The 26,461-nt window shown below is 61.1% G+C and carries 21 protein-coding genes, 1 tRNA gene and 4 pseudogenes; 3 read left to right on the top strand and 23 right to left on the bottom strand.

Translation table 11 applies throughout. The features are described 5' to 3' along the window. Positions 1-62: 62 nt before the first annotated feature. From AC0TOF_RS08825 to AC0TOF_RS08875, 11 genes and pseudogenes are all read right to left on the bottom strand, one after another. Positions 63-704 (bottom strand): trimeric intracellular cation channel family protein, encoded by a 642-nt coding sequence (locus AC0TOF_RS08825; RefSeq protein WP_473767954.1) that lies wholly within the window; start codon positions 702-704, stop codon positions 63-65. 253 nt (positions 705-957) lie between these two features. Further along, a pseudogene (locus AC0TOF_RS08830) lies at positions 958-1,308 on the bottom strand (transposase); the annotation flags it as partial. 372 nt (positions 1,309-1,680) lie between these two features. Next, the gene (locus AC0TOF_RS08835; protein WP_473767955.1) at positions 1,681-2,418 is read right to left on the bottom strand and encodes a helix-turn-helix domain-containing protein; all 738 of its coding nucleotides are present in this window, start codon (positions 2,416-2,418) and stop codon (positions 1,681-1,683) included. A gap of 340 nt (positions 2,419-2,758) precedes the next feature. Further along, positions 2,759-3,178 (bottom strand): annotated as a pseudogene (locus AC0TOF_RS08840) (hypothetical protein); the annotation flags it as partial. A 142-nt stretch (positions 3,179-3,320) separates the two neighbouring features. After that, on the bottom strand, positions 3,321-4,358 hold the full coding sequence (locus AC0TOF_RS08845) for a DUF7146 domain-containing protein (RefSeq protein ID WP_473767956.1): 1,038 nt from the start codon (positions 4,356-4,358) through the stop codon (positions 3,321-3,323). Further along, positions 4,359-8,708 (bottom strand): strawberry notch-like NTP hydrolase domain-containing protein, encoded by a 4,350-nt coding sequence (locus AC0TOF_RS08850; RefSeq protein ID WP_473767957.1) that lies wholly within the window; start codon positions 8,706-8,708, stop codon positions 4,359-4,361. Positions 8,709-8,937: 229 nt separating this feature from the next. After that, on the bottom strand, positions 8,938-9,354 hold the full coding sequence (locus AC0TOF_RS08855; protein ID WP_473767958.1) for a hypothetical protein: 417 nt from the start codon (positions 9,352-9,354) through the stop codon (positions 8,938-8,940). 65 nt (positions 9,355-9,419) lie between these two features. Continuing rightward, positions 9,420-9,986, bottom strand: coding sequence for a hypothetical protein (locus AC0TOF_RS08860; RefSeq protein ID WP_473767959.1), 567 nt, complete (start codon positions 9,984-9,986; stop codon positions 9,420-9,422). Positions 9,987-10,187: 201 nt separating this feature from the next. Continuing rightward, positions 10,188-10,352, bottom strand: a complete 165-nt coding sequence (locus tag AC0TOF_RS08865) for a hypothetical protein (protein WP_192798561.1) — start codon at positions 10,350-10,352, stop codon at positions 10,188-10,190. A 459-nt stretch (positions 10,353-10,811) separates the two neighbouring features. Beyond that, on the bottom strand, positions 10,812-11,288 hold the full coding sequence (locus tag AC0TOF_RS08870) for a hypothetical protein (protein WP_473767960.1): 477 nt from the start codon (positions 11,286-11,288) through the stop codon (positions 10,812-10,814). Positions 11,289-11,383: 95 nt separating this feature from the next. After that, on the bottom strand, positions 11,384-13,513 hold the full coding sequence (locus tag AC0TOF_RS08875) for a ParB/RepB/Spo0J family partition protein (RefSeq protein ID WP_473767961.1): 2,130 nt from the start codon (positions 13,511-13,513) through the stop codon (positions 11,384-11,386). Positions 13,514-13,673: 160 nt separating this feature from the next. On the opposite strand from AC0TOF_RS08875, the pseudogene AC0TOF_RS08880 reads away from it, so the two are divergent. Next, positions 13,674-14,051 (top strand): annotated as a pseudogene (locus AC0TOF_RS08880) (class I SAM-dependent methyltransferase); the annotation flags it as partial. A 72-nt stretch (positions 14,052-14,123) separates the two neighbouring features. On the opposite strand, the pseudogene AC0TOF_RS08885 reads toward AC0TOF_RS08880, so the two are convergent. The 8 genes and pseudogenes from AC0TOF_RS08885 to AC0TOF_RS08920 form a co-directional block, all read right to left on the bottom strand. Further along, positions 14,124-14,550: pseudogene (locus tag AC0TOF_RS08885) on the bottom strand (ImuA family protein); the annotation flags it as partial. A 182-nt stretch (positions 14,551-14,732) separates the two neighbouring features. Continuing rightward, the gene (locus AC0TOF_RS08890; RefSeq protein WP_473767962.1) at positions 14,733-16,793 is read right to left on the bottom strand and encodes an ATP-binding protein; all 2,061 of its coding nucleotides are present in this window, start codon (positions 16,791-16,793) and stop codon (positions 14,733-14,735) included. After that, on the bottom strand, positions 16,790-17,320 hold the full coding sequence (locus tag AC0TOF_RS08895) for a hypothetical protein (protein WP_473767963.1): 531 nt from the start codon (positions 17,318-17,320) through the stop codon (positions 16,790-16,792). Before AC0TOF_RS08895 ends, AC0TOF_RS08890 begins: the two co-directional genes overlap by 4 nt. Continuing rightward, positions 17,320-18,555 carry an SIR2 family protein gene (locus tag AC0TOF_RS08900; RefSeq protein ID WP_473767964.1) on the bottom strand — a complete coding sequence of 412 codons (1,236 nt, stop codon included), beginning with the start codon at positions 18,553-18,555 and terminating at the stop codon, positions 17,320-17,322. Before AC0TOF_RS08900 ends, AC0TOF_RS08895 begins: the two co-directional genes overlap by 1 nt. Before the next feature lie 108 nt (positions 18,556-18,663). Then, positions 18,664-19,014 (bottom strand): XRE family transcriptional regulator, encoded by a 351-nt coding sequence (locus AC0TOF_RS08905; protein WP_473767965.1) that lies wholly within the window; start codon positions 19,012-19,014, stop codon positions 18,664-18,666. 41 nt (positions 19,015-19,055) lie between these two features. Further along, positions 19,056-19,334, bottom strand: coding sequence for a hypothetical protein (locus AC0TOF_RS08910; protein WP_473767966.1), 279 nt, complete (start codon positions 19,332-19,334; stop codon positions 19,056-19,058). Between the two features lie 56 nt (positions 19,335-19,390). Continuing rightward, a complete protein-coding gene (locus tag AC0TOF_RS08915; RefSeq protein ID WP_473767967.1) occupies positions 19,391-19,690 on the bottom strand; it encodes a helix-turn-helix domain-containing protein in 300 nt (99 codons plus the stop codon). Between the two features lie 51 nt (positions 19,691-19,741). Further along, positions 19,742-21,160, bottom strand: a complete 1,419-nt coding sequence (locus AC0TOF_RS08920) for a tyrosine-type recombinase/integrase (RefSeq protein ID WP_473767968.1) — start codon at positions 21,158-21,160, stop codon at positions 19,742-19,744. A gap of 157 nt (positions 21,161-21,317) precedes the next feature. On the opposite strand from AC0TOF_RS08920, the gene AC0TOF_RS08925 reads away from it, so the two are divergent. After that, positions 21,318-21,400: transfer RNA gene (locus AC0TOF_RS08925), tRNA-Leu, on the top strand. A 65-nt stretch (positions 21,401-21,465) separates the two neighbouring features. On the opposite strand, the gene AC0TOF_RS08930 is transcribed toward AC0TOF_RS08925, so the two are convergent. The 3 genes from AC0TOF_RS08930 to AC0TOF_RS08940 all read right to left on the bottom strand — a co-directional run bounded on the left by AC0TOF_RS08930 (position 21,466) and on the right by AC0TOF_RS08940 (position 23,811). Beyond that, positions 21,466-21,804, bottom strand: a complete 339-nt coding sequence (locus tag AC0TOF_RS08930; protein ID WP_473767969.1) for a hypothetical protein — start codon at positions 21,802-21,804, stop codon at positions 21,466-21,468. Positions 21,805-21,936: 132 nt separating this feature from the next. Then, positions 21,937-23,220, bottom strand: coding sequence for a cystathionine gamma-synthase family protein (locus AC0TOF_RS08935; protein ID WP_473767970.1), 1,284 nt, complete (start codon positions 23,218-23,220; stop codon positions 21,937-21,939). 141 nt (positions 23,221-23,361) lie between these two features. After that, positions 23,362-23,811, bottom strand: a complete 450-nt coding sequence (locus tag AC0TOF_RS08940; RefSeq protein ID WP_121999971.1) for a universal stress protein — start codon at positions 23,809-23,811, stop codon at positions 23,362-23,364. Between the two features lie 242 nt (positions 23,812-24,053). Between AC0TOF_RS08940 and cysK the strand changes: the two genes are divergently transcribed. Continuing rightward, positions 24,054-25,040 (top strand): cysteine synthase A, encoded by a 987-nt coding sequence (gene cysK, locus AC0TOF_RS08945; RefSeq protein WP_121999970.1) that lies wholly within the window; start codon positions 24,054-24,056, stop codon positions 25,038-25,040. Between the two features lie 498 nt (positions 25,041-25,538). Here cysK and AC0TOF_RS08950 read toward each other — a convergent pair whose 3' ends face one another. Further along, complete coding sequence (locus AC0TOF_RS08950) at positions 25,539-26,414, bottom strand: 3-hydroxybutyryl-CoA dehydrogenase (RefSeq protein WP_025092165.1); 876 nt, start codon at positions 26,412-26,414, stop codon at positions 25,539-25,541. Positions 26,415-26,461 lie beyond the last annotated feature (47 nt).

The following is a 26,461-nucleotide window of genomic DNA, read 5'->3' on the forward strand; positions in this document are numbered from 1 at the left end:
GCGAAGGCGGCCCCCATTTTGCCAAGTCTGACGTTGCCACATGAAAAAGTCAGCGGTTCCCCCTAGTGCAGGTCACGATCGTAGACGAATTTCGGCATGCTCCAGTCGAAGCGCAAAGCGAGCAGCCGCAAAATCAATCCGGTTGCCATTGCTGCAAGCATGACGCCATCGTGATTGAAACCAACGGACAGCCCTAGGACATAAATGCCGCCTGCCACAACCGAAACAGTGGCATAGAGCTCGCTCCGGAACAGCAATGGAATATCGGCGCACAGGACATCGCGAAGCACACCACCTACGCATCCGGTAATCATACCGGACGCGATGACGATCAGGATTGGAAGATCCAGCGCCAGCGCCACATTGCAACCGATCACCGTGAAAACGACAAGTCCGATCGCGTCGAGCAGCAGGAATAGCTTACGCAGATGATGAACGAAACGAGCGATGACGATTGTCGCGAGCGCCGCCCCGCCAGTGATTAGCAGGTAGGACGGATGTTCAACCCATGACAACGGATGATGACCCAGAAGGACATCGCGGGCAGAGCCGCCCCCAAGGGCGGTCACGCAACCGAGCAGGCACACACCTACCCAGTCCATGCTGCGACGCCCAGCGGCAAGCGCCGCCGTCATCGCCTCCGCGACAATTGCGATCAAGTAAAGCGAATGCATGAGAAATGGCAGCTCTGCAGATAGATTCATGGCGAGTTCCCTGGCCCCCAATTATCCGGAGAGATGCTCAAGGCAACGCAGGCTCCAGAAAACGACGATTGATAAATATGCGAGACTATGACCTGTCTAAAAAGGATTGTCTCGCATTCAGTTATCACACGGGTTGCGGGTGCAGTACTGCAAGAGTTGACAGTGTTGCAGGATGGAATGCACGAATAACAGTTGCATTTCTATATATGTCGGCGCGCGCACCGCGATTTCAGGGTGATCAACGCTCCTGTCATGCTAAGCAGGCTGATAACACTCTGTTTTTTGAGCCGGATGCGATTTCGAGGGCTTCCTTGAGGATTTCACCTTCCATCGTCTTCTTGCCCAACAGGCGTTGCAACTCCTTCACCTGGTTCTGGAGCGCCCGGTATTCGGAAGCCGGAACAACCTCCTCTTCGGCGGCCGTCGCCGTCAGGGCACCTTGGGACGCTAACTTGCGCCAGGCGAACAACTGCTGCGGCTGTGTGCCATGACCACGGGCCACGATACCCACCGTCGCGTCCGCCTCGTAGGTTTCCTGGATAATGGCCAGCTTCTCCGCAGTGCTCCAGCGCCGCCGCCGTTCAGGCCCGGAAAGGACCTGCATCTTCTGGTGGTGATAGTCATAATACCAACATTACTCCTAACACTTAACAAGTGGGAGATCGTGGCCGGGGATTTAAGGGGCCGCTACAACCGCCGTATACATTATCTATTGAGACCCTCTACGAACCAGATTGGGCGCACCACGCGATGTTCCTTTGAAACATGCAATAGTCCATGGGTCCTTAAAGGAATCCGTCGAAAACGTCGGAGCTTTAGTTCAATGAGTTCACAACTGTGCATGGAAAGTAACTCGGTTGTAATTGCTTCGCCGTAATAACAACCGGCCTCAATTCCAGAAAATCCATTCCTGAAAGAGCCAAGTCGTGCAACATCTCGTTGCTGATGATGGTTCGGAGCCGTTGATAATACGGGTTTACTTACGCAAACTGTCCCGCCTTATCTGGCCCGGCGTTATCAGCCATTTATGATGCATGGTCGCGGTCATATGGCTCTGGCTGGAAAATCCGGTCAACTTCGCCACGTTGCCAAGCGGGATGTCGGTGTTCGACGCCAGTCGTTCAACCTCTCGCAGCCGCAGGCTCAGAACGAATTCGTGCGGTGCCTGACCTACGCTTTGGCGGAAGGCGCGGGTAAAATGGCTTGGAGAGAAACCGGCAACCTCTGCCAGATTGGCCAGGCTGATTTTCTCGGCAATATGGGCATTAATATAATCAGTCACCCGCGACATAATCTTTGGAGGAAAGCCGCCTTGCCTGCGCGGGACGCGTTGCTGTCCGATCTTGGAATAGCTGCGCAACAGATGCGTGGCGAAAACGGTGATAAGCGAATCCACATAGAGCTCATTCACAGCGTTGTGCCGCGCTCGCCTGAACTCGCTCTCGAGCATCTTGGCCAGCCGTAATGCAGTGTGATCGACATGGCCCGGCTGAAGGAGCTCCAGATCGATAGTGTCGTTGTCGAACTCGGCGATCGCCAACTGCTGCACCCGCTCCGGTGACAAGGCGAACAGAAAATTCTCCTTTGGAGTTTCCCACCCTGCGAATAGCTCTGATTGCGCCGGCACAAGTTCAAGAGTTCCAGCTGTCGCGCTGAACTTCTTGCGGCTATCGCTATTGAGTCCAACAATCCGACGCGGCTGTGGGCTCAACATGACGATGGCAAAATGGCTCGGAGCTATGAACGAAATAGCATTTGGCCCGGTTCGTGTCCGCGTGACACTTCCCGCCGGCGAGTGAAGCTTTGGCCCCCACACGTCTGGTACCATGCTAAGCATATTCATCCACTACCATCAGCTACCCTCCCCAATCTCGATTATGGTGCCAACAGCTTGCTTCCACCCCACCGAGTATCGTTACGTAGTTGTATACACGAAAAATACGATAAATGCATTCAACTTAATTGCACCGCAGCCCGGATTTCGCGATTTATCTGTTCTCCCATTCGACCAGAAAGCCGACCATTGCGCCCACCAATGGCGCCACAACGAACCCGGTCCAGAGGAGCTCGTCGAGGTCGGGTTCGAGGCGGGTGTCGGCCAGGGTGGTGATCAGGGCGTCGAAGATATCAGCGACAGCGCCGGCGACGGCATTGCCTTCGGGGAGCGGCCTTGCGTCCGGTTCATCCTGGAACGGACGGTAGCCATAGAGCTGGAGCTCGGTGAGGATGTGATCGGTAGGGGATGAGGAGTGGAGGGGCTCGAAACCTGCAACTTCGTAGTCGGTCATGGTGTTCGCCTTTGTCGGACTGACCGCGCCCATCGCGGCCTTCGCAGGCGACGAAGCCCACGGGCGAGACGGGCTGGCAGCGCTCGCGCTCGCGCGAGGGCCTTGATGGCCGGGTCCGGCTAATTTGCTTCGCGATGCAAAGGCGGGGCTCGTCCCCGCCGGCGGAAATTAGCCGGACGCGGCCATTGCCTAACCGGCCCGTTTGTGGGCCGATCGCCCTCTCAGAAGGCCGTGGGCGGCGGCCTCTCCGACATCACATGGTGACATTCTGATCGATACGGCAGGTCGGGTTGCTCCGCGCCTCTTCCCCGGCGGGACCGACGCATCCTCACGCCGCGAGAAACCGGCTGACGTCTTCAGGAGCGATCTGAACCCGCAAGTCCGCCCGCAAGGCGTCGATGCCGAACTGGCGCAGATCCTCGTTGAAGTCCCCGAGCACCGGCGACAGGACAATCGCCTCGATCCCGACGCTCCTTGCCCGCTCGACCAGGCTGTCTCGCGCGCCATTTCCCGCCGGATCGGAATCGCGCACGATATAGAGCCGCCTTAGCGACGGCGGGAACAGGATGGCGGCAAGGTGCGCCGCCGAGAGTGCCGCCAGCATCGGCATGCGGGGAAGACCCGAGCGGGCCGACAGCACGGTCTCGATGCCTTCGCCGGCCGCCAGGACGTCCTGCGCCACTCCGAAACGGACGCCGTGCCCCAGGAGATCGCCCATCGCGCGCCGAGGCGTTTCGACAGGGGCTTTGTCGCTGCCGTCGGGCAGGAGCCAGGTGCGATGGACGCCGGTCAGGGCGCCGTCAAGGTCGGTGACGGACGCGATCATCGCGGGCCAGGTCTCGGTCGGGCCGCCGTCTTCTGGACGATAGTAGCAACGCGGGTGTAAGCGGAGGCTGCCGGTTTCGTGCAAAGCCGTAATCGCACGGTTCCGTAGATGCGTTTCCACGATTGTACCGGCAATCGGCTGCGCCATGGCGAACAGACGCCGTGACGCCTCCGGCGATCCGGCCGGCGCTTTCCCCGGGCGGGAACGGGGAACCGGATCAGGCTCGGGCCTTGGCAGGCTGAGGAAGAGGCGGGCTTCTTCGGCCACGTCCTTGAAATCGACAAGGCCGCAGCTTTCGCGGATGACGTCGAGCAGATCGCCGTGTTCACCTGTGGCGGCGTCGGTCCATTTACCGGCAGCACCCTTGCCGGTTTCGGGGCCGATCAGGCGTACGAACATGGAGCGACCCGCCGTGTTCTGTACGTCCCCGACCAGCCAGTAACGTCCGGCGCGATGGCCGTTCGACAGATAGCGCCTGCACACCGCCTCGGCCTGCTGGCCGAGGCGGATCGCCAGTTCGGAGGCGTTGTGTCGGGCCATTTACGCCGCCTCCCGTTCCCCGACGCGCTGAACGGGATAGCGCTCGAGGACTTTGGCGAGGATGGCAGGGCCGGAGCCGTCGATCGGCACGAACATCCGCAGCTTCCACGAGATGATCTCGTGGAAGAGGCCGTAGGCCCGCAGCCGGTCCCGCATTGTATCGGTGAAGCCGGACAGCTCGATGCGGTTGGCGCCCATGACGCGGCTGCGGCGAAGCTGTAGGCCCTCTGTGAGGTCGAGGATGGTCTTGCCGTCCATCAGAGCCGTGAAGGCCTCGTTCGGCGCCAGCGTCGACGTGCCTGTGGCGAGTGCACCCGCGACCCAGGCGGGCGAGACGCGGCGACCGACGATGCGCTCGCCGTCATCGGTCTGGAGCCGATAGACGCGGGTCGATTCATTCGGCAGCCGTTTCCAGATCGGCAGCAACAGCCCGCTGACGACGTGGATGGTGCTGTCGACGAACTCCGGCACCTCGGCCACTTCCGCGTTCCAGGCCGAGGCGAAGTCCGACGGATCGGCTTCGACCCAACGGGTCTCGCCCATCATCTTGACCGGCACGTTATGGGCCTCCATCGGCCGGATCAGGCGGACTCGCCGCTCGATCTCGCCGTCATCCAGCATGACGCTGGTGGTCGGGATCTGGACAGCGGCGCGGCCTGAGCGCTCGTTGATCAGCAGCTTCGCGCGAGCGTCGCTGAGGTGATCGAGCGCCTCGGCAAGCGTGAGCGGGCGGTTGCGCTCGCGCTGGGTGATGGTCAGCAGCCGGGCTTCGGCGCCGGTGCCGGGATGGACATGGATCGTCTGTCGGTCGGTGACGACGAAGCTCTCGGCGCGGAGCGTTTCCAGCCCGACATCGTAGCTGCCGCTGGCGATGGCCCCTTCGATCTTCGCGTTGAGAAGCTGTTCGAAGGCGGTGAACAGCACGCCCTGCAGCTCGATGGTCAGCGCCAGGAGGCGGTTGAGGAAGGTGGTGATGGGCGGCAACTCATCCTTGATGCCGGTATCGTCCATCAGCTTGAGGCCGGTGGCGTCCTCGAACATCTGGAGTGAGCAGCCTTCGACCTTGCCGCGCACGAGCAGGAGATAGAGCTGGCGGAGCGCATCGCGGGCGTAGTGTGATTCCAGATTGTCCTCGGGCCGGAACAGGCCCTGACCGCCGGTCTGGCGCTGGCCGCGGGTGATCGCGCCCAGCGTGTCGAGGCGGCGGGCGATGGTCGAGAGGAAACGTTTCTCGGCCTTCACGTCGGTCGAGATCGGCCGGAACAGGGGCGGCTGCGCCTGGTTGGTCCGGTTGGTGCGCCCCAAGCCTTGGATGGCGGTGTCGGCCTTCCAGCCCGGTTCCAGCAGGTAGTGGACGCGCAGCCGCTGGTTCTTCGCGCCGAGATCGGCGTGATAGGAGCGCCCGGTGCCGCCGGCGTCGGAGAAGATCAGGATGCGCTTCTGATCGTCCATGAAAGCGGCGGTTTCGGCGAGATTGGCCGATCCCGCCCGGTTCTCCACAACGAGACGATCAACAGCGCCAGGGCTGGTCTTGCGAACGATGCGGCGCGAACGCCCCGTCACTTCCGCCACAACATCCGCTCCAAACCGCTGGACGATCTGGTCGAGCGCGCCCGGTACGGGCGGAAGAGAAGCGAGCTTCTCGATCAGACGGTCGCGGCGGGCGACAGCCTCGCGGCTCTCCACCGGCTGACCGTCACGAAAGACGGGTCGCGACGACATATTGCCCTCGGAGTCGGTGAAGGGCTCGTAGAGTTGTACCGGGAAGGAATGGGCGAGATAGTCGAGGACGTACTCGCGAGGCGTTATGTCAACACGGACGTCGCTCCATTCCTCGGCCGGAAGCTCGGCCAGGCGGCGTTCCATCAAGGCTTCGCCCGTGGAGACGATCTGGATCACGGCGGCATGGCCGTCTTCCAGATCGCGCTCGATCGAGCGGATCAGGGTCGGCGTCTTCATGCTGGTCAGCAGATGGCCGAAGAACCGCTGCTTGGCCGACTCGAAGGCCGAGCGTGCGGCGGATTTGGCCTGCCGGTTCAGCGTGCTCGAGCCGGTGTCGCCGCCGGTGATGTTGGCGGCCTGCATGGCGGCGTCGAGATTGTTATGGATGACGGCGAAGGCGCCGGCATAGGCGTCATAGATGCGGGTCTGTTCCGAGGTGAGCTGATGCTCGACGAGATCATATTCGACGCCGTCATAGGAGAGCGATCGGGCGGTGTAGAGACCCAGCGCACGAAGGTCGCGGGCGAGCACTTCCATGGCCGCGACACCGCCGGCCTCGATCGCCTCGACGAACTCCGCCCTGGTGGAGAACGGGAAGTCCTCGCCGCCCCAAAGGCCGAGCCGCTGGGCGTAGGCGAGATTGTGGACGGTGGTGGCGCCGGTGGCCGAGACATAGACGACACGGGCATTCGGCAGGGCGTGCTGAAGGCGCAAGCCTGCACGGCCCTGCTGCGAGGCGGCGACATCGCCGCGTTCACCCTTTCCGCCCGCGGCGTTCTGCATGGCGTGGCTCTCGTCGAAAATGATCACTCCATCGAAGTCGGAGCCCAACCAATCGACGATTTGTTTGACGCGGGAAACCTTCTCGCCGCGCTCGTCGGAGCGTAGCGTGGCGTAGGTTGTAAATAGGACGCCTTCCGACAGGCGGATGTCCTTGCCTTGCGGGAAGCGAGACAGCGGCGTGACCAGCAGGCGCTCCATCCCGAGCGCCGACCAGTCGCGCTGGGCGTCCTCCAGCAGCTTGTCCGACTTGGAGATCCAGACCGCCTTGCGGCGCCCTTGCATCCAGTTGTCGAGGATGATCCCGGCCGACTGACGGCCCTTGCCCGCGCCGGTGCCGTCACCGAGCATGAAGCCGCGGCGGAAGCGCACGGCGTTCGGCGCATCGTCCGTCGCGGCCGAAACCAGGTCGAAGGTCTCGTCGACCGTCCAGGATCCGGCGAGGAAGTCCGCATGGGCTTCGCCGGCATAGATGACGGTCTCAAGCTGGGCGTCCGACAACAGGCCGTCGGTGACGAGGTTGGCGGGAAGACGCGGCCGGTAGCTCGGCTTGGGCGGCGCCACCGAGGCCATGGCGGCGGACTGCACCAGCTTGGTCGGGTGAGCCTGAGAACCGGGAATACGGATCGCCTGCAATCCGTATTCTTCATAAATCGCATCCGTGATCCGGCCGCCTTCGGCCGGCGTCCAGTCCACGGCCTCGTAGGCGAGCTCAACGCCTTCGGGCTCCGCGAGAGCGCGAGCGGGAGCGGATGCGGCGGCGCGCGCGAGATAGCCGCGAACGGTGCGCGGCGCCGTGGGTGCAGCGATCGGAACCGAGACCGAGGCGTCGACCGGCAGGCGCGCCGGGACATGTTCGCCGATCCAGCCGATCAGGGTGGCGACATCCGGAGCAATCCCCGGCGAGACTGGAAACGCGGCCGGATCGTCGGCAGGCAGCTTGTCGATGACGGTAAGGCGGGTGTCGATCGTCGTGCCATGCTTGGCATAGATTGAGCCGTCGATGGAGGCCGTGAACACGACGCGACCATGCTCCTGGAGCCGGACGAAGGCGTCCCGCCAGGCCGGCGCATCGGGGGCGAAGTTGGAGCCGGTGATCGTGACCAGCCGCCCGCCATCAGCCAGGCGCGCCAGCGCCGAGGCTACATGGCGATAGGTGGCATCCGCCATCCGACCGGAGACATTGGCCATGACCGAAAAGGGAGGGTTCATCAGGACGACGGTCGGGACGATGCCTAGATCGAGGTGATCATTGATCTGGGCGGCGTCGAAGCGGGTGATGGGAACGGCCGGAAAGAGGTGGGAGAGAAGATCGGCGCGGGTGTCGGCCAGCTCGTTCAGCACAAGTGATCCGCCGGCGATCTCGGCCAGGATGGCGAGCAGGCCGGTGCCGGCCGAGGGTTCCAGAACCCGGTCGGCGGGCGTGATGGCGGCGGCGTTCGCGGCGATCAGCCCGAGCGGGATCGGCGTCGAGAACTGCTGGAAGGCCTGGCTCTGCTCGGAACGGCGCGTGTGAGTGGGGAGCAAGCCGGCGATCCTCGCTAGCAGCGGCAGGCAGGCCGCCTGAGAACCGGCTTTACGGAACAGCGCCTTGCCGTATTTGCGCAGAAACAGAACGGTCGCCGCCTCGCAGGCTTCATAGGCGGTCTTCCAGTCCCAGGCGCCGGCGGCGTCGGAGGCGCCGAAGGCGGTTTCCATCGCGCCGCGCAGGGCGGCGGCATCGACGCGCTGGCCGCGCTCGATATGGGGAAGAAGGAGAAGCGCTGCATGGTGAATGGCGGAAGGTGTATCGACCGCAGGGATATCGGAGACATCTGGAAGGCGGGCGGCGGCGGAAGCATGGGTCACGGGATGAGCCTCGGGAGAGCGGGAACGGGTCGAGCCGCGCAGCGCTCTCTCTCGACCGCACCGGCTCAAATCCGTCCCGGCCACCCTCTGGCTTTCAACGGAGCGGGCATGGCCGAAATGGAAATCGCGTCCCGCCGTGAAGCGGGACGCTCGAAACCATCATGCTCGGGCCTCGTTCTTGGCTCCATCGGGCAGTTCATGCAGGCGATAGACGGTGGTTCCGGCGATCTCAGGCATCGGATTCGCCTGCGTCCAGCACCTCGGCGAGCCAGCCATCGGTATAGGTCCAGGCGATGGTCTCGCTGGTCGCCAGATCCAGAACATGGGCACCGCCGCCGAAGGCGTTGATGCGGGCTTTCGAGGAGGTGTTCGCGTATTGAAACCCCCATCTGCCGCTCAGCCGGAATTCCCTGGCGCAGAGTTTGACGAACTGGATCAGGCGTTCGGGATCGCCGGTCCCGTCATCGCGCATCCAAAGTTGAGTGCCGCCGAATTCGGGCTCGATGGACAGCAGGAAGCCATCAGAAGGCGGCTCTTCCGTTGCCCCGTCTTTGGACAGGCGAATGTAGAGCTCGAGCGCACGGGCTGCATTTTTGGGCGTGCGGACATTGAGCAGGCAGGAGAAGTGGGTGAAATAGTCGGGCATGTCAGGCTCCAGAAAGGACACTGCCCGGCGGGTGGCCGGGCATGGATTGGGGATGTGGTTGGAGGTCAGGCGGCCTGGAGGAGTGCCGCACGGGCAGGCCCGCGCCAGACCTTGTCGACGAGCCGGCCTTCGAGAACACTGGCGGCGAATCGCAGACGCCGCGCCGCGTCGGCATTTTCCAGACCTGTTTGGGCAATGGCCTCGCCCCGCAGGCGGCTGGCTTCGGCTATGACCATGCGGGCCTCGCCGTCGGACTTTACTGGCTCACACCACCGGATTCCCTTCGCGCCGATTTCACCTGCCGCGACAAGCCGTCCTTCGCGATCGATGACGGTGACGACGCGCGGCAAAAACCGAACCGCGTCCCCCGCACTGCTTTCGATATCGTCGTGTGCGATGCGGATTTCGGTGGCGATGATCGCGTCTTGCAGCGAGCCGCACTCGCCGAGACCGACGGTGCGATCGAAGGAGATCGGTTCAGCCTCGGCATCGTCGTCAACGAAGGTGGCTGTCCCGCTCACGGCGACGCGAAGGGGGAAGCGGGCGGCGCTGCGCAGGTGAGCGACCAACTGGTTGAGTGCGATCTTTTCGACAGGTGTGAAGGTGGCGGCGTGTGGTGTGCTGTGTCGCATGAGGATGACTCCGTGACAGGCGGCGGAAGCCTCTCTCCCGACCCTCGTCCCATCACGGCCGTGACCTCCGCCCTCTCACTCTTCTGGCGATGGTTGCCGAAACGATTGCTTCGGTTCCTAAGGGCGTGGTGGCGCCGGCCGCGCACCCATTTAGGCCCGGGCGTGAGGCGCTCCGGGCCGTTGATGTGAGGCGATTGAGCCTCACTGGAAGGGATCGATTTCGAGCTGGATCATATCTTCGTCGCCATCGAACTCGGAAGCGACCATGGCCGCGTGGGTGCCGTCTCCGGCCTGGAACACAACGATCGAGACCATCAGGGTGGCGGCGAGGCTGGCGGCGAATGCAGTGGCATCTGCATAGGACATGGTTCCGGCTCCTGTCTTCTGGAGGCGGGGGACCATCCCCCGCACGACAGGCGCCCGAAGTGTCCGACCGGATCGGCAATCACCCTCGTGCGTTCGGGCATGTCCCGAATCCGCGAGGGCGGCACGCTCGCGTAAGCCGACCCTTCACGGGTTGATTGATGAGGAGCCGGATCGGACCAAGGTTAGCGAATGGAAGCGGGGGATGGTGTTTCGCATCTGACCGGGGCCGGTAACCCCTTATGTAGATGCAGCGTTTCGCCAGCCCTGGCTATACACTGATCTTACTGCAAATCGTGTTCCCTCGCTTGCGGAGTGTGACGCGGACCTAGCGCCGGCCGCTGAGTACAAAGGCGTCCTGGAATTGGCGAGGGCATGATCTGGAATAGCCATGCCAGACCTGCTGGTAACAAAAATGGCCCGCGGTCTTTCGACGGCGGGCCAGGTGGCAGGATCGGTTGGTCAGGCGGCAATGCGCCCTTCGACGACATCGGCGCCAATCTCGTCGGCCGTAATGTCTTCGAGACGCGCGCGCCTGTGACCGGCCTTCGCCAGCCAGAGCTCGGCGGCATCCCGACTTTCCGCGAGATGCAGAAGTTCAACGTTATCGCCGATATCTTGCAAGACGCGGACCTGCCCGACCTGCGGGCGTTCGACGACGCGGAAGGTCAGGCTACTATCGATGCCGTAGGTCCGCATGATCGTGACGAGGATGATGCCACCCTGGCCGAAATTGCCTTCATGCAGCGTGAAGCATGGCGGACTTGAATAGGTCGGCCGCTCGCGGGCGGGTTCCTTGCGGACAAGGCGGCCGACGCCATTGTTCCGCTGCCATGCGGCGAGCTTCTTGGTGAAGCGCGCAGGCGGTTTGGGCTCTCCATTGGCATAAGCCACCAAGGAGCCAAGTGGGGCGATGTCGAAAACAAGTGAAGCAGACACGGGTGTGGTCTCCAAAAGATTGACGGCCCGGCAACTGTCGGGTCCGATGGATGAAGTGGGAGAAAGCGAGGCGGCCGGGACCGCCCCGCAAGTGGTCATTCGGCCGCGATCAGGTGGGCCGTTTCGACATCGTCACGGTCGGCATCGTCGTCACCGCCGGCGAGGAAGTCCGGCAGGGCATCGACGTCGTCCCGGTCGGCGCCACCTGGTGACGCCGGTGCCTCGTCGAACAGGCGCAACGGCTCCGGCAACCAGCCGGTGTCAGCGAGCAGGCGCTCGGCCTCCTTGGCCATGTCGCCCTTCTTCAGATGCTCGATCAGCGAGGCGGCACGCTCCCCGGCGCCCTCTCGGACGGCTTCGAGAATGCGGGGCTTGGTGACGCGGCCAAGGTAATTCTCGACCGTCGGACGCCATCCAGCGACCACCACCATGTCGAGACCCGTTGCGCGGGCAAGCCGGTCGGCGTGGGCCAGTCGCTGATCGAGGCCATGCTGGGAGATGCCGCTACCGCTGAACGGGTTTGGCTTCTCGTAGAGCGCATTGACGCCATAGGCGACGCAATGGGCGAGCAAAGCCATGCGGCTCGCATCGTCGAGCGCGGCGATCCAGTCCCACAACGCATTGTCATCGGTCGGCAGGTCCGCCTTCCATTCCTCGTAGCGCGTCTGGATTGCCTTGGCCGATAGGCTGTCCTTGAGATCCGCGCCCTGGGCGCTGAAGAAGTGGTGGCGGACATTGACCTCCAGGCAGCCGTTTGGACGGGAATAGTTGTAACGCTCCGTCACCAGCCGGTGCAGCAGTGCCGTCATGGCGACATTAGGATTGTTGGCCACGGCGTCATGCAACGCCAGCGTCCGATGCGCCGTCAGCTCCGAAACCAGCCGCTCAGGCAGCGGCTTGATGACCTCGGTCTCTTCTTCCTCCGGCTCGGCCGGCTGGCCGCCGACGATGATAACCGCACGCTGTGCGTCGGGAATCGAAGTCGACGGATCGAAGGAAGCGCTTTGTGCACCCTCCTCACCGTCCACGGCCATGGGCGCCTCGTCCTCGGCACGGACATAGCCGCGATCGACAGACAGGTGGCCTTCGCGATCGATGCTGATGAACACGCCGGCGCGGGCGATCTCTGCCGGATCGTAGACGACGGGACGATCCTCGAAAGCGGCGAGCGCGGTCTCGATCTCGCCGATACGCTCGTCGACCTCGTCGGGATATTCGTCGGCTTCGGCATATTGGGCTTCCAGCGCTTCATATTCCGCGGTCAGGGCATTGAAGCTCGCTTGTTCCTCCTCGGTCAGTGGAGCCGTGGTGCCGATCAGCCGGCGCAGGTCGTGGCCGTAGCCATAGGGGACCTCGACACGGGCATCGACCCACTTCCAGCCCTCGGCGCCGATCGCTTCGGCTTCCGCCTTCAGCTTGTCGTCGGTGAGTTGGTCGAGCAGAGCGACATCCTGCAGCCAGCCGCCATCGTCGGACTGAAAGAGGTCGTTCAACACGATGCCGCCAGCGGCCTCATACGCGTCGATTCCGACGAACTGCGCGCGCTTGTCCGATGCGCGAACCGTGGTCTCGGTCAGCATGCGCCGGATCTGATGAGGTTCTTTTAACCAGGAATCCTTAATCGCCTCCCACACCTGTTCCTGGCGGGCATGGTCGGGATTGACGGTGAAGGCCATGAGCTGTTCCAGCGTCACGCCATCTTCCGCATAGAGGTCGAGCAGCGAAGGCGCGACGGATACCAGCCGCAGGCGCTGCTTCACGACATTGGCAGAGACGAAAAAAGCAGCGGCGATCTCTTCCTCTGACATGCCCTTAAGGCGCATGTCCTGAAAGGCGCGATACTGATCGAGCGGATGGAGCGGGGCGCGCTGGACGTTTTCGGCTAGGCTGTCGTCCTCGAGCAGAATGTCGCTGCCGGCTTCGCGAACGACGCAGGGCACAGGGGCCGTTTTCGCCAGGCGCTTGGCCTTGACCAGCAGTTCCAGCGCCCGGTAGCGGCGACCGCCGGCGGGGATCTCGAACATGCCGGTCTCCTTGCCGTCGGCATCGACGACAGGGCGGACATTGAGACCCTGGAGCAGGCCACGGCGGGCGATGTCCTGCGACAGCTCCTCGATCGACACACCAGCCTTGACCTTGCGGACGTTCGACTGGCTGAGGACCAACTTGTTGAAGGGGATGTCGCGTGAAGACGACAGAGTGATTTTCTGAGCAGCAGTGGCCATCGTGGTAGTCTCCGCGACGGGCGCCGAGAGCCTCTCTCTCGTCTCCAACCCGTCACGAAAACCCCGTCATTCCTCTTACTCTCTTTAAGATGATTTCGCCGGCTGATAGGTCTGGCAGGAAGTTTTGAGACACGTAAGACAATCGAAAGAAGGGGGCGGCATGTCGTCCATCACCTCGGGAAGCACCAAACAGTATGGCGACAGCCGGAAACTGGCAGCGCGGGCTCGGCTAAACAGCGAATATACGATAGCCGAAATCGGTTGGTTCGAATGGGTGGCGCAGAACCTGCCGATCAAGGAAGCAGATCGGATACTCGATATCGGCTGCGGCCCAGGTTGGTTCTGGCAAGCGGTTGCCCAGCAGCTACCGGCTGGGATCAGCCTGGCGCTTGCCGACCTGTCGGACGGCATGGTGGAGGAGGCGATGGACCGGTGCCGGCCGTTGCCATTTGCTGAGGTGAATGGTCGGCGTGCCGATGCGGTGTCGCTGCCGTTCGCAGATCACACATTCGACGGCGTGATAGGTATGCACATGCTTTCGGGATCAGTGTCACGGATGTGTCGCCATGCTGCGTCGGAATGAAAGGGGCAACCGATACAGGTCGACTTTGGCGGCGCCGGATAGCCGCGCAACCTCGGCGACGACGGCTCCGAGGCCACCGTGGCGCAACCCTTCTTCCATGCAGGCCAGGACCGTCTTATCGTCGCCGGCCTCCAGATAGACAACGCGATCGGATGAAAGCCCTGCCTGAGCCAATGCGGGCGCGAAAAGGTCGGGACGCGTGATGCACCAGAGAACTTTTCCGGATGTCCTGGCGGCTATGCCGGCGGAAAACAGCGCGGCGGCAGCACCATCGACGGCGCCGTTTCCGCCGCCGGCCACCTCATGAAGCGCGCCGCGTGCCAGGCCGTCGCCGGGCAGTCGCGAGTCCATCTCGGCGATCCCGAAGGGGAGCACCCGATCTGACGCGCCGGCTTCTGCCTTCGATCTTCTCGAACTGCGCACGCAAAGACTCTATGGCGGGCTCGGGCCGCAAGCTCGTTCCTGACCTCCGATGGCGGATTGGGTTTCATGTTCTCTATTTGTTCTTCCTTTTAAGCGGGAGAGTCAAGAAAGATTCATCGACCCGTTCGATGGCAGGCTTCGACTTTTCGCCCCCAACAGAAGTGGGCGATCGTCCGGTAGGCTCGCAGCGCTTGGGGGTTCCCCCGCAACTGATCAGCCTCCACTCACCATCTGAAGGCCGCCGCGCAACACTCCGACAGGCATGGGCGGGACATCTTCAGCGATTAGAATGCTCGTCGCACCTTCCGGACCGAGATCGATGTCGTATCGACGCCCGGGCTCGTCAGTCGTGCTGATCAGACGCCGGCAGAGAAGATCGGCGAGAGCAGGATCCTCGACCGCGCAGACGATCTGCCGGCGATCCAGCCGCAGCGCTGCAAGAACCTCGACGAGGTGGAGAGCCCTGAAGTCGTCGATGTGCTGAACAGGGTCATCGAGAAGAAGGGAACGCAGGGGCGTCCAGGCCCGCGCCAGATGGACCGACAACAAGAATGCCAGGCCGGCCGCGCGCCGCTGGCCGCTGCTGAAGACGAATTGGGGATTGAGGCCGTCTCCGACCTTCAAGCTCAGGAACCGTTTTATGTCGCCTCGGATGCTGTAGTCGATGGTGCGCCAATCGGCGTGAGGTCTTAATCGCTGGTAGAGCTCATTGAGCAGCGGACTGATCTGCGCCAGCCGTTCATCGATGATCTCGGCGCTGACACGTTTGACCGAACGCTCCATGTCGCGGGCGTGCGATAGTGCAGTTTGAGACTGGCCGACGGCATCCGCGAGGTTGTTGAGTTCTTCGCGCAAGCCTTCGATATTCTTCTCGATCGACGCCATGCGGGAGACCGACTGGGATGCCTCGAGTACGAGCAACGCTCTTTCGAGCTCAATCAATCTATCGCGCTCGGCCTCGACATAGCCTTCGAGCGCATCAGGGTCGCTGAGGAAGCGTCGGTCGATGTTCCAACGCTCGAAGAGGGCGGCATGAGTTTGCTCGGCCGCGCGCAAATTGCGTTCCTCGGCCTGGTGGGCTGCAAGATCGGCCTCAGCTCTCGTAAAGTTGGCTGAAGCCTCTCGCGCCTCGTCGCTGGCCGCGCCCAGTGTGCTGCGCGCTTCTTGAACACCCGAGGATAGGCTCGATATCCGCCGTCGCGCCGCGGCCAGACCGGCCGCGAATTCCTCGGAGGTTCGGTGGGCGGCGCAGAGTGGGCAATGGTCGTCATGGACGCCAAGGCGCTCGCCATGCTCGACGAGCATCGCGAGGGAGGCGGCCACAGCATCGGCATCCTCTTCTCGCGCCAGTAACGCTTCGGCCGCGGTGACTGCCTCAAGAGCGATGTCCTTTGCTTGCCTCGCCGCGTTCAACTCGGCTATCGCGGATTGGCGAGCTGAAACCGCTTCGGGGGCATTGAAGGTTTGCTGGAGCGTGAGGAGTTCTCGTCCGTCTTCGATCGCCTCTGCGATCCGAGCCGTGCGCGCCCGCCCCTCTGCCAGGGCGGCGCGGGCGGCCTCAAGGCGCGCGACCATTTCTGTCGGCGCGTCTGGCACGGCGGCGCCTATGACCGCCAACGCGGCCGAGACGTCACCGGATCGGCTGAGGGTGGCCTGGATTTCGGACTGCTGTGTCAGGCGTTCGCCCAACCTCGTGCGTGCGGTTTCATAGGCCGCTTCGTTGCGGGTGTGAGCGGCATCGGCCGCCGCGACGACCTCTTTGGCTTTAGCGGCCGCCTCCGATCCTTCGAGTGCCCCGAGGGCGGAGCGGACGAGATCGAAACGCTCCGTCTCGGAAAGATCCAGGCTCAATGCCGCGATCCATTCGTCTCGAATGATGGACGTTCGGGTCAACTGGCGTAGCGCGTCGTCCGGCGCAGGGCCGCTGCAGAGAACTGCGTGGATTTCCTCGGGAGAATGATCCGCGCCGCTTTCGCGCGTCCGAGTGATCGTGAATGGCTCGCCATCGTCTCTAATGAAGGAAGCTGTGACGTAGTACGCCTTCGGTATTCCCGAGCCGCGCCACCAGAGATAGTCGGCGAGGCTCTCCTTGGCTGCCTTCTCCACGGTGTATTTCTCGATCAAGCCGGTGATGGCGAACTCGACGGCGTCGCATAGGGTGCTCTTGCCGACGCCGTTGCGGCCAGTGATGACGGTGAAGCCGCTCCCGAAGTCTATCCGCACCTTGTCGCGGAAGCCCCGGAATCCGCAAACCTCTACATAGTCGAGCTTCATGATTTCGCTCCCAGGATGCGGGCGACGTCTGCTGCCGGCGTTTCGTTGAGGAACGCGGTAACAGCGTCGGCGGGAACATCCTTCAATCGGGCGCGAAGGCGGTCTTCGAAGTTCGAAGCGCCCAACATTGGTTGCGAGCGGATCGCCATTAGCGGGAGCAATGCTCTTTCCACGTCCTCGGCCGTCGTCACCGCAATGCGGGCGATCTTGCGGGTGAGCGTGAAGTCCTCTTCTATCCGCTCGATGGCCCGGGCCAGCGCGGGCGCGCGCTCAGCGGTGAGGAACACCGAATACACGTTCCATGCCTTTGTGCCGGCTCCGCGCAAGGAGGCGGCGTGCCGCGCCAAGGCTCCCTTTTGGCCAGCCTGCCAACCGGCCATGAGCGCTTCAGCGGTCTCGAAAATATGGACGAAGCCCATGACGGCGGCGCTCTCGAAACACGTCACCGGGCCGTTCGGGCCAGGCCATGACCACGTTTCGTACTGCGCATCCCGGAGCACGATTTCCGCTTGAGTTGAAATGTCCATTAGATGTTCAACTCCGTTCTAGCGCCGTTCAGATCGAACCAGGCTCCGGTAGCGTCGGGTCGAATGAGGTCGCCGCTTCGTCCACCCCTGACGACATTGCTCGGGAGGCCGAGATCAGTAGCACCCACTGCGACAACTATATCTGACTCTACAGCGGCGGGGGGTTCGATGAACCGTGTCCTCAGGGAGCCAAGCACCGCCTCAGCTCCGTTGATCACCCGGATTCGGCGTCCGTTGAGATCATAACCGTCCGGGCGCTGCGTCGCACCGGCCTGACGGAGCAACAGGTGGAAGTATCCCAAGGCCTCAACGTTACCGGGTCGGATCCGAGTAGCGGGTTGCCCGGCGGGAACGCCTTCGGCGTCCCTACGGAGTCCATATAGGGTCTCGCTGTCGTAGTCGGCGACGTCGAACCAGGCGGGATCACACTGGATGCCGGATGCCTCGATGGCGGCTCTGCCGGCAGCCAAGACTTGGCGTAGGTAGTTCGTCGAGAACGCTCGCCTCAGTTCATCAAGCACATCGGCGCCGGATTCGCGGACGTGCTCGAAATGCACGTTGTCGGCATGCGCGATTTGCCAGAGCTGCGGCGCTTTCTCTTCCAGCGTATCGGTCGGCGAAAGGTCCACGACGGTGACAGAGAGCGGCTGGACGTCAATCAGCGCTCCACCGATCACGGCATTCAGATATTCCCAGTCGGACCAAAAGCCGATGACGAGAAGGTCCTTCTGCCGCAGATTGGCTGCCATCCATGTCTTGCTGCGCTCGATGCGGGCGGAGATGACCGGGTCATCGAGCTGAGACGGCGCCCAGACGGTTGATCCACGATCGCGGTGCGAGCAACCATGAAACTTCAACAGAGGGGCTTGGTGGACCGCGTCGACGATGGCCTCGTCGCCATCGAGAGAGCCCCTGAAGTCGGCGCCGTAGTCCCAGGCCCTTCGCTCAATGAGCGTGTCGTAATTGCTTGATATGCCTGCTGCGGCCGCTCGCGTGAGCAGGAAGTCCGCGATCGCTGCGTGGCCGGCGTTTGACGGACGAACAAACGAGCCCCACGGGACCAAGTGATCGATGAAAATGGACTGGAGGGTGTTCGTAGCGGCGAAGTGCTCGGCCAGCGCCTCCAGGTTTTCGCGCAGTCCGACATCGCACCCGGCATCCACCTCGAGCCGGTACTTGTCGAAGCAGTGCTCCGCGACTGTCTTTGCCGACGGCAACCTGCTCGGCGGAGCCATCGAGAGGCCCGCCCCGCACACTACCAGCAGGCGGCCAGCATTCATTGAAGCGAGAAGTCGCGCTAACGTCTCTGGACTCAAATCCCATTACCCCCCAAACGCAATTTCTTATGGCTTTGTGCTCCCGCGCCTGGCGGGCTTTGGGTCTCCTGAGCGAGCAAGGTCGCCAAGATGTTGTATCCTGACCGGCGGTCGCGACGGCAACTTGACGGTAAGCTCCAGCTTCCCGCCGATCGCCTCCACGTAACCGCGTAGGGTCGACAGGTACATGTCGGCCTGCTTCTCGATCTTGGAAACCGATGGCTGCTTGATCTTGAGGGCGGTCGCGACGTCTTCCTGCGCCTTTCCGGCGATCTGACGAAGCTCGCGAAGGCCCTCGACCTCCTGCTTGAGGTCGTGATAGCGCGCTTCGATCTCCTGCTGCTCGTTCGCAGGAAGGTCGGCGATGATATCGATCATGCCCCGCGCCATCTCAATTTCCCTTTGCGGTTTTCAGCTTTCTAGATGCCCGGAGAATCTGAAACCCGGTTTTGCGACCATACGCCGAGAGAAGACTTCCGACTTCCGCGGGGTCTGTCACCAGCGACGAGCAGGGCTGCCGGACGATGTGGATCGACGGCGAATGCTGCTCGCCATTCGTCGGCTGCTTCAAAGCTCAGTTCCTTCATGTTGGAGTGCTTCGAACCTTTGAACGCGTCGGCATAGAGCCGGCCAAACTGTGAGCCGCAGTCGGTCAACAGCTTGGTGACGGTGATACGAACCTCGCGCTCGTAGGCCAATCCCTCAGCTTCGAAGGCTGCACGGAACTAGACTTCCGCAAGATATAGCTTTCAAGCTATAAGGCGTCAACGGCAAAAATCCGCGGTGCTGTAGGAGAGGCGGAAGTCGATCGTCGGCAGCTTTCCGCCCAGGCGTCGAGGTCAGAAACAGCATAGCGGACGTAACGGCCGAATTTGTAGAATGCCGGCCCACTGTCGAGCGAGCGGTAACACTCGAGCGTATGGGCATCGAGTGCGAGATACTTTGCCGCCGCTTCTGTATCGACAAAGCGGACAGGACCGGCCTCGTCGACATGGACGGCGCGTGTGAGAAGTTGAGCGGAGGGCCACTTCGCCCGATTGTTCGGTCGTGCCATGGGGTGTTCCTTTCTGATTCAGGGAGTGTTTACGGAGCTGTCGGATGAGGCCTATTCGGCCGCCTCCGTCGCCTCGGCGCGTCGCGTACCCGGCGGGACAGCCCGGTTGTCACCAGTCCGGTGCCTGAATGGACGATAGTTTCCGAGCTTAGTCCTTGAGGTGTACTTGCCATCTTCAAATCCGGGAGGCGGTGACGCCGGTTCCTGGAAGTCCGGAGCCGTTATGATCGGGGCGACGGCCTCCTCTGTCGTGTCACATCCGGCGGAAGGGTGAACGGGCGGAGTAACGATCGCACCGATCCCTGTGACCGAACGCCGATTTGCGGCCACTGCGTCGGCGGCCATTCGGACAGGATCGTCTTCCGTGTGGACGTACCGCATGAACTGCGTGACCGTCTTATGCGCAGTCAACGCCATGCCTACCTTGATGGGCGCTCCCGAGTTGGCGATGTCGGTGGCGGCACGGTGGCGAATGCCATGCGTGCCGACATGAGGGACGCCGGCGCGCTGAAGAATGCGTCGCCAAGCCTGGGAATAGGTGTTGTCGGTCATCCGCACAGAAGGGTCGAAGATCGACGGGCAAACGAATGGCGAGTCGCCGAAGCGCGGGGCTTCGCTCAACAGACGATAAGCTTCGGCGCTGAGGGGCTTGGTCATCACGCCGGTCTTGCTGTCCGGCCACGTCACCTTTCGCTGCTCAAGATCGACCCAATCCCATTCGAGAGCAAGGATCTCGGACATGCGGGCGGCGAACTCAAATTGGAGGCGAATCGCGAGGACGATGAAGGGATGTTCCAAGCCCTGTCGATCGGCTTGATCGAGATAAGTGTATAGCTTGCGCAACTCCTCGTCGGTGATGAAGCGTGTCGATCCCTTCTCGGCGTACTTTTGGACATGCCGGCAGGGGTTGGAGCCGTCTGGACGATACCCCCAGAGCTCTGCGAGGTTGAACATCTTGCGCAGGAGGGCGAGCGTCCGGTTTGCGATGATAGGCCGATCAGCCATTCCGGTCATGAACTCAGAGATATTGGCACGCGTGACCTCGTGGACCTTCAGGCGCCCGAGCCGCGGGACGATATGGTTCTTGATATTCGTCTCGTTCCCTTCGACAGTTCTCGGCTTGTTGTGGAGCTTAGAATACTCGTCTATGAACTTTGTGCACATCTCCTTCATGGTCGGCGCCGTGCGAGCCGCAGTCTTTTCGGCGCCTGGGTCGCGGCCTTGCCGGACCTCGGCGAGCCAATCCTGAGCGAGATTGCGCGCCTGGTCGACGGTCAGTTCGCCAAACCGACCCAGGGCGGGTTTCCGACGGACACCGGAGTTGCTCACATATTGCAGCATGAAGATCTTGCCGCCGGCGGGCGTGACTTTCAGCATGAAGCCAGGTACGATCGTATCCCGGAGTTCATAGTCGCGGTCCTTCGCAGTTGCGGCGTCGACTGCGGTCTTGGTTAGCTTGATTTTGGCCATCTATTGTCTCCAACGCACAAAAATTCAGGAGCCGAATAGGGGCATTTAAAGGGACGGCTCCCGGCGATTGCCGAAAAGCATGGAGCATTTTGAAAGCCACCAAGATCAAGCTAAATCATTGATCGTAGTAGATTTTCGCAAATGCGGATACATAACGGCGGGGTTGAGACTAGGCGACTTTTGCGGGCTCAAAATCCGGTTCCGAAAGGAGTGTCGGTTCGATTCCGACCACCCGCACCATTCTCATCAATCAATAATGGTGGAAAACTGCGAAGGCATTCAGCACACCTCCGCAGCAGGCCGTCTCAGCGCTTCAGCAATTGCTTCATTTCACTGCCATTCACGCCATATCTGCTCTCGGCAATGGAGCAGACCTTCTTATCCGGTACATTCTGATAGCGCAGCTTTGCGCTCTTATAGCCGTCCAGCGAGCCCTCGATGAAGCTCTTCGCAGTTCGCTCTGGATTACACTCCCTGTTGTAAGCCTTGTTTGCCATACAATACACGAACACTGCGCGCTCGGCATCAACCGCCTTATATTGAGGACAGCGAGACTGAAAATATCGCGCTTCGCCCATATGATGATCGGTTCTGAACTGTTCTGGAATGCGATTGGTCGTGCAAGCCGTGAGCGCCAGAAGCAACCCGGCGCCTAATATAAATTTGCCCCTCATTATCCCTCCAATATGTCTTGAATTGACCATACTGAATTAGCATTGGGGCCTTCTTCGAGAAAGCAGCGACAACCGGTCGCTGCTTTCTGTCGCATAAGGTTTTCAAGCCGCTTCGAGCGCTTGCGCGAGGTCGGCAATCAGATCGTCGGGATGCTCGATGCCGATGGAGAGCCGGATCGTCGATTCCAGCACACCGATGCGCTCTCGCACATCGACGGGAACGCCCGAATGGGTCATCGCAGCAGGATGGCTTGCAAGCGATTCCGTGCCGCCGAGACTGACTGCAAGCTTCAATATTTGCAGCGCATTCAGGAAACGGAAGGCCGCCGCCTGTCCGCCCTTGATATCGAAAGAGAACGTCGATCCTGCCCCCGTGCATTGGCGCTTGAACAGCGCACCAACATCCGAATTTTCATCCTCGAATGGAAGATAGTGCAGCTTCTCCACCTTCGGATGGTCGCGCAAAAATTCCGCGATTGCCAGAGCATTGCTGTTGGCGCGTTCCATGCGCAGCCCGAGCGTTTCAAGCGAACGACCGAGCATCCAGCAGGAATGCGGATCGAGCTGCGTGCCAATAGCGCCGCGCAATGCCTTGACCTGCCGAACAACGGCCTTCGCGCCCAGAACCGCTCCGGCAATCAGATCCGAGTGTCCGCCGACATATTTGGTCAGCGAATAGACCGAAAGGTCCGCGCCATGGTCGAGCGGCTTCTGGTAAACCGGCCCAAGCAAGGTATTGTCGCAGGCAATGATCGGTCGATGCCCCTGCTTTTGTTCGATTTTTTCCGCGACCCGCCGGATGGCGGCAATATCGACAATGCTGTTGGTGGGGTTGGCAGGCGTCTCGATCAGGATCACCGAAACGCGCCCTTTGGCAATGGCTTTTTCAGCCGCCTGCTCAATCGAGGCTTCATGCACGCCGTCAGCGAAGGCGACAGCCTCGACGCCGAAATTGAGAAACGTCTTGGCAAGGAGTGTCTCTGTGCCGCCATAGAGCGGTTGCGAATGCAAAATAACATCGCCGGGGCGCGCAAAGGCAAACAGCGTCGTGGCGATAGCCGACATGCCGGATGAAAACAGCGCGCAGCTCTCGGTGCCCTCATAGACGGCCAGACGGTCTTCAACGATCTCGCTGTTGGGATGATTGAAACGGGAATAGACCAGACCGGCACCCACACCAGCGGGCGGTTCCTTGCGGCCGGAAACGAAATCGAAGAAATCGCGCCCGTCTTCAGCCGTTTTGAACACAAAAGTCGACGTCAGAAATACCGGCGGCTTGACCGCTCCTTCAGAAAGTTCCGGGTCGTAGCCATAGTTGAGCATCTGTGTTTCAGGATGAAGCGGATGATTGCCCAACATGGTCTTTGAAGGCCGTGGCGCAGTCATGAATACCTCCTTGAGAAAACCCTCCCGTCCGTATTCGGACAGGAAGAGCTTAACAGAGGTTTCCGGGAATCTTCTTGCGTTGTTTCGCGCTTCCGCGAAATCGCTGCAATGCCGGAAGATGCCCGATAGAAATGCCTTCGATTACTTTATGACCAAGACCGGCACCGTGCTGAGCGACAGGACCTCCGCCGCCTGACTTCCGAGCAGCAGCTTGTTCACACCGCGACGGCCATGCGATGCAATGACGATCAGATCGGCATTCCTGGCATTGGCCGCCTCCACAATGCCCTGCGCCGGTGATTGATTCTCGATATGAACCGCTTCGGCACTGACACCGATCTCCGTTGCCTTGGCTTTGGCCTTCGTCAGGATTTCCGTGGCCGCCTTGGTGATAGCCTCACGATATTCCTGAAACGCCGCCGGGCTGGACGCCCATTCCGCTGCAACGACAATGCCATAAGAAGGCAACAGCTCGGTCACGGAGACGAAGGTCACCTTCGCTCCTGTTTCCTTCGCCAGCGCCACGCCCTGATCGACACCTTTTTCGGCAAGTTCCGATCCATCTGTCGCGATCAATATGTTCGTGTACATGCGTACTCTCCTGTTGCCTGATGTCCGATGATGCGCGCCTGCCTGTCCGGGCGCATTGACGCGGATCAATAGAGCTTCATTCAAGGCTAATACGCGTCCTTCCAATTACGATGGAATTTACTCCTAATTTTCACAATTATACAGAATAAATTTCCAAACTTGCCTAATCGAGCGCACATGCCCAACTATGCTTTTGCGCAGTTTCCTCTTAAACTTCGCGTGACAAAAAGGGAGATCACGCCATGAACAAGCCCCTGAACGAACCGCAAGCTGGCAAAACCGCAGGCCGTGGCCGCATTTACGATTCCATTCTCGACACGATCGGCAATACGCCTCTGGTGCGCATCGACAAGTTTGCCGAGGAAAAGGGCGTGAAAGCGAACCTTCTGGCCAAGCTGGAGTTCTTCAACCCTCTGGCCAGCGTGAAGGACCGCATCGGCCTGGCGCTGATCGAAGCGCTTGAACGCGACGGCAGGGCCGTGCCGGGCAAGACGGTTTTCGTTGAGCCCACTTCCGGCAATACTGGCATCGCGCTTGCCTTTGCCGCTGCGGCCAAGGGCTATCGCCTCATCCTCACCATGCCGGAAACCATGTCGGTAGAGCGCCGCAAACTCCTCAAGCTTCTTGGCGCCGAACTGGTGCTGACCGAAGGAGCAAAGGGCATGAAGGGCGCCATCGCAGAGGCGGAAGCCATTGCAGAAGGCAACCCGAACGCGATCATCCCGCAGCAGTTCGAAAATCCTGCCAATCCTGAAATTCATCGCCTGACGACCGCTGAAGAAATCTGGAACGACACCAATGGCGAAGCCGATATCCTGATCTCCGGCATTGGCACCGGCGGAACGATCACCGGTGTGGGGCAGGTCATCAAGGGGCGCAAGCCGTCTTTCAAGGTGATCGCGGTGGAACCGAAAGATTCACCCGTTCTCTCCGGCGGCACACCCGGTCCGCACAAGATTCAGGGCATCGGCGCAGGCTTTGCCCCCAAGACTCTCGATACCGGCGTCTATGACGAAGTCGTTCAGGTTTCCAACGAAGATGCTTTTGCCAATGCACGCCTGCTTGCCCGCATTGAAGGCATTCCGGTCGGAATTTCTTCCGGCGCTGCACTGACCGCCGCTGTCGAAATCGGCAAGCGTCCCGAAAATGCCGGCAAGAACATCGTCATCATCATTCCATCCTTTGCCGAACGCTATCTTTCAACAGCATTGTTCGAAGGTCTGGAATAATCCATCTGCCCCGTGAGGGCCAAAAACAAAAGCCAGAGCGGACAACCGTTCTGGCTTTACTTTTTCAATGCCGAACCGCTCGCCGGGCAAACGGAAGCTCAGGCACTCATATCAATGGTGCGTACGCGCAGCGCAAGCAGGACCTGGCCCGCGCATATAATGGCGCTCGGGCCTATAGCTCGGTGCGACGAACTCACGGATGACATTAACGCTGTCACGCAGCTGAACAAGAATGCTCATCGTCTTAACCTTCGTCAAAAACACGCTATTCGGAATGGATGCCCGTCATGCTCGTCCAACCGGGACGATAAAACGTTTTTCATTTCCGAACATCTTAATGAAAACTTTAACAATCAAAGATGAATAAGCCCTGAACTCATATGGTTAAGGGTAAGTTAATGGTAAGGATGTTCAAGCTTTTCCACAGCCCGCGAATTGTCGCCACAATTGAAAAAGGCCGGTTCGATCCGGCCTTTCATGCGCAGAAGAAGGAGCGACTTACCGCGTCGGGACCGGATGCTCACCGCGATAATCGTAAAAGCCTCGGCCCGCCTTGCGACCCAGCCAGCCAGCTTCGACATATTTGACCAGAAGCGGGCATGGGCGATACTTGGAATCCGCCAGCCCGTCGTGCAGAACCTGCATGATGGAGAGACAGGTATCGAGGCCGATGAAATCGGCGAGCTGCAACGGCCCCATCGGATGATTGGCGCCAAGCTTCATGGCCGTATCGATGGCCTCGACGCTGCCAACGCCTTCATAAAGCGTGTAGATGGCCTCGTTGATCATCGGCAACAGGATACGGTTGACGATAAAGGCCGGAAAATCCTCGGCAACGGTTATCGTCTTGCCAAGCGCGGTCACGAAATCGTTCGACTTGCGGAAGGTTTCCTCGTCCGTTGCAATGCCGCGCACCAGTTCGACAAGCTTCATCACCGGAACAGGATTCATGAAATGAATACCGATGAAACGCTCCGGGCGATCCGTTGTGGATGCAAGGCGCGTGATCGAGATCGATGACGTATTGGTCGCAAGGATCGCTTCCGGGTTCAGAACCGAACAAAGCTGCGCGAAAATCTTGCGCTTGACGGTTTCGTCTTCCGTTGCTGCTTCGATAGCCAGATCGACGCCTGCCAGATCCTCCATGGAATTTGCCGGACGAATGAGCTTCATCGCGGCTGCGCGCTGATCTTCCAGCAATTTGCCCGACGCAACCTGGCGCGCCATGTTGCCATTGATGGTGGCAATGCCCTTTTCCAGCCGGTCCGCTGCTGCATCATGAAGAAGCACATCGAACCCGGCCAGCGCGCATACGTGAGCAATCCCGCTGCCCATCTGCCCCGCGCCGACCACCCCTACCGTCTTGATTGCCACGATCACAACTCCTTCATTCAGCCGCCCCTCAACGGAGCCGACGCCGA

It is taken from the genome of Ochrobactrum sp. PL_is501 (assembly GCF_055816895.1).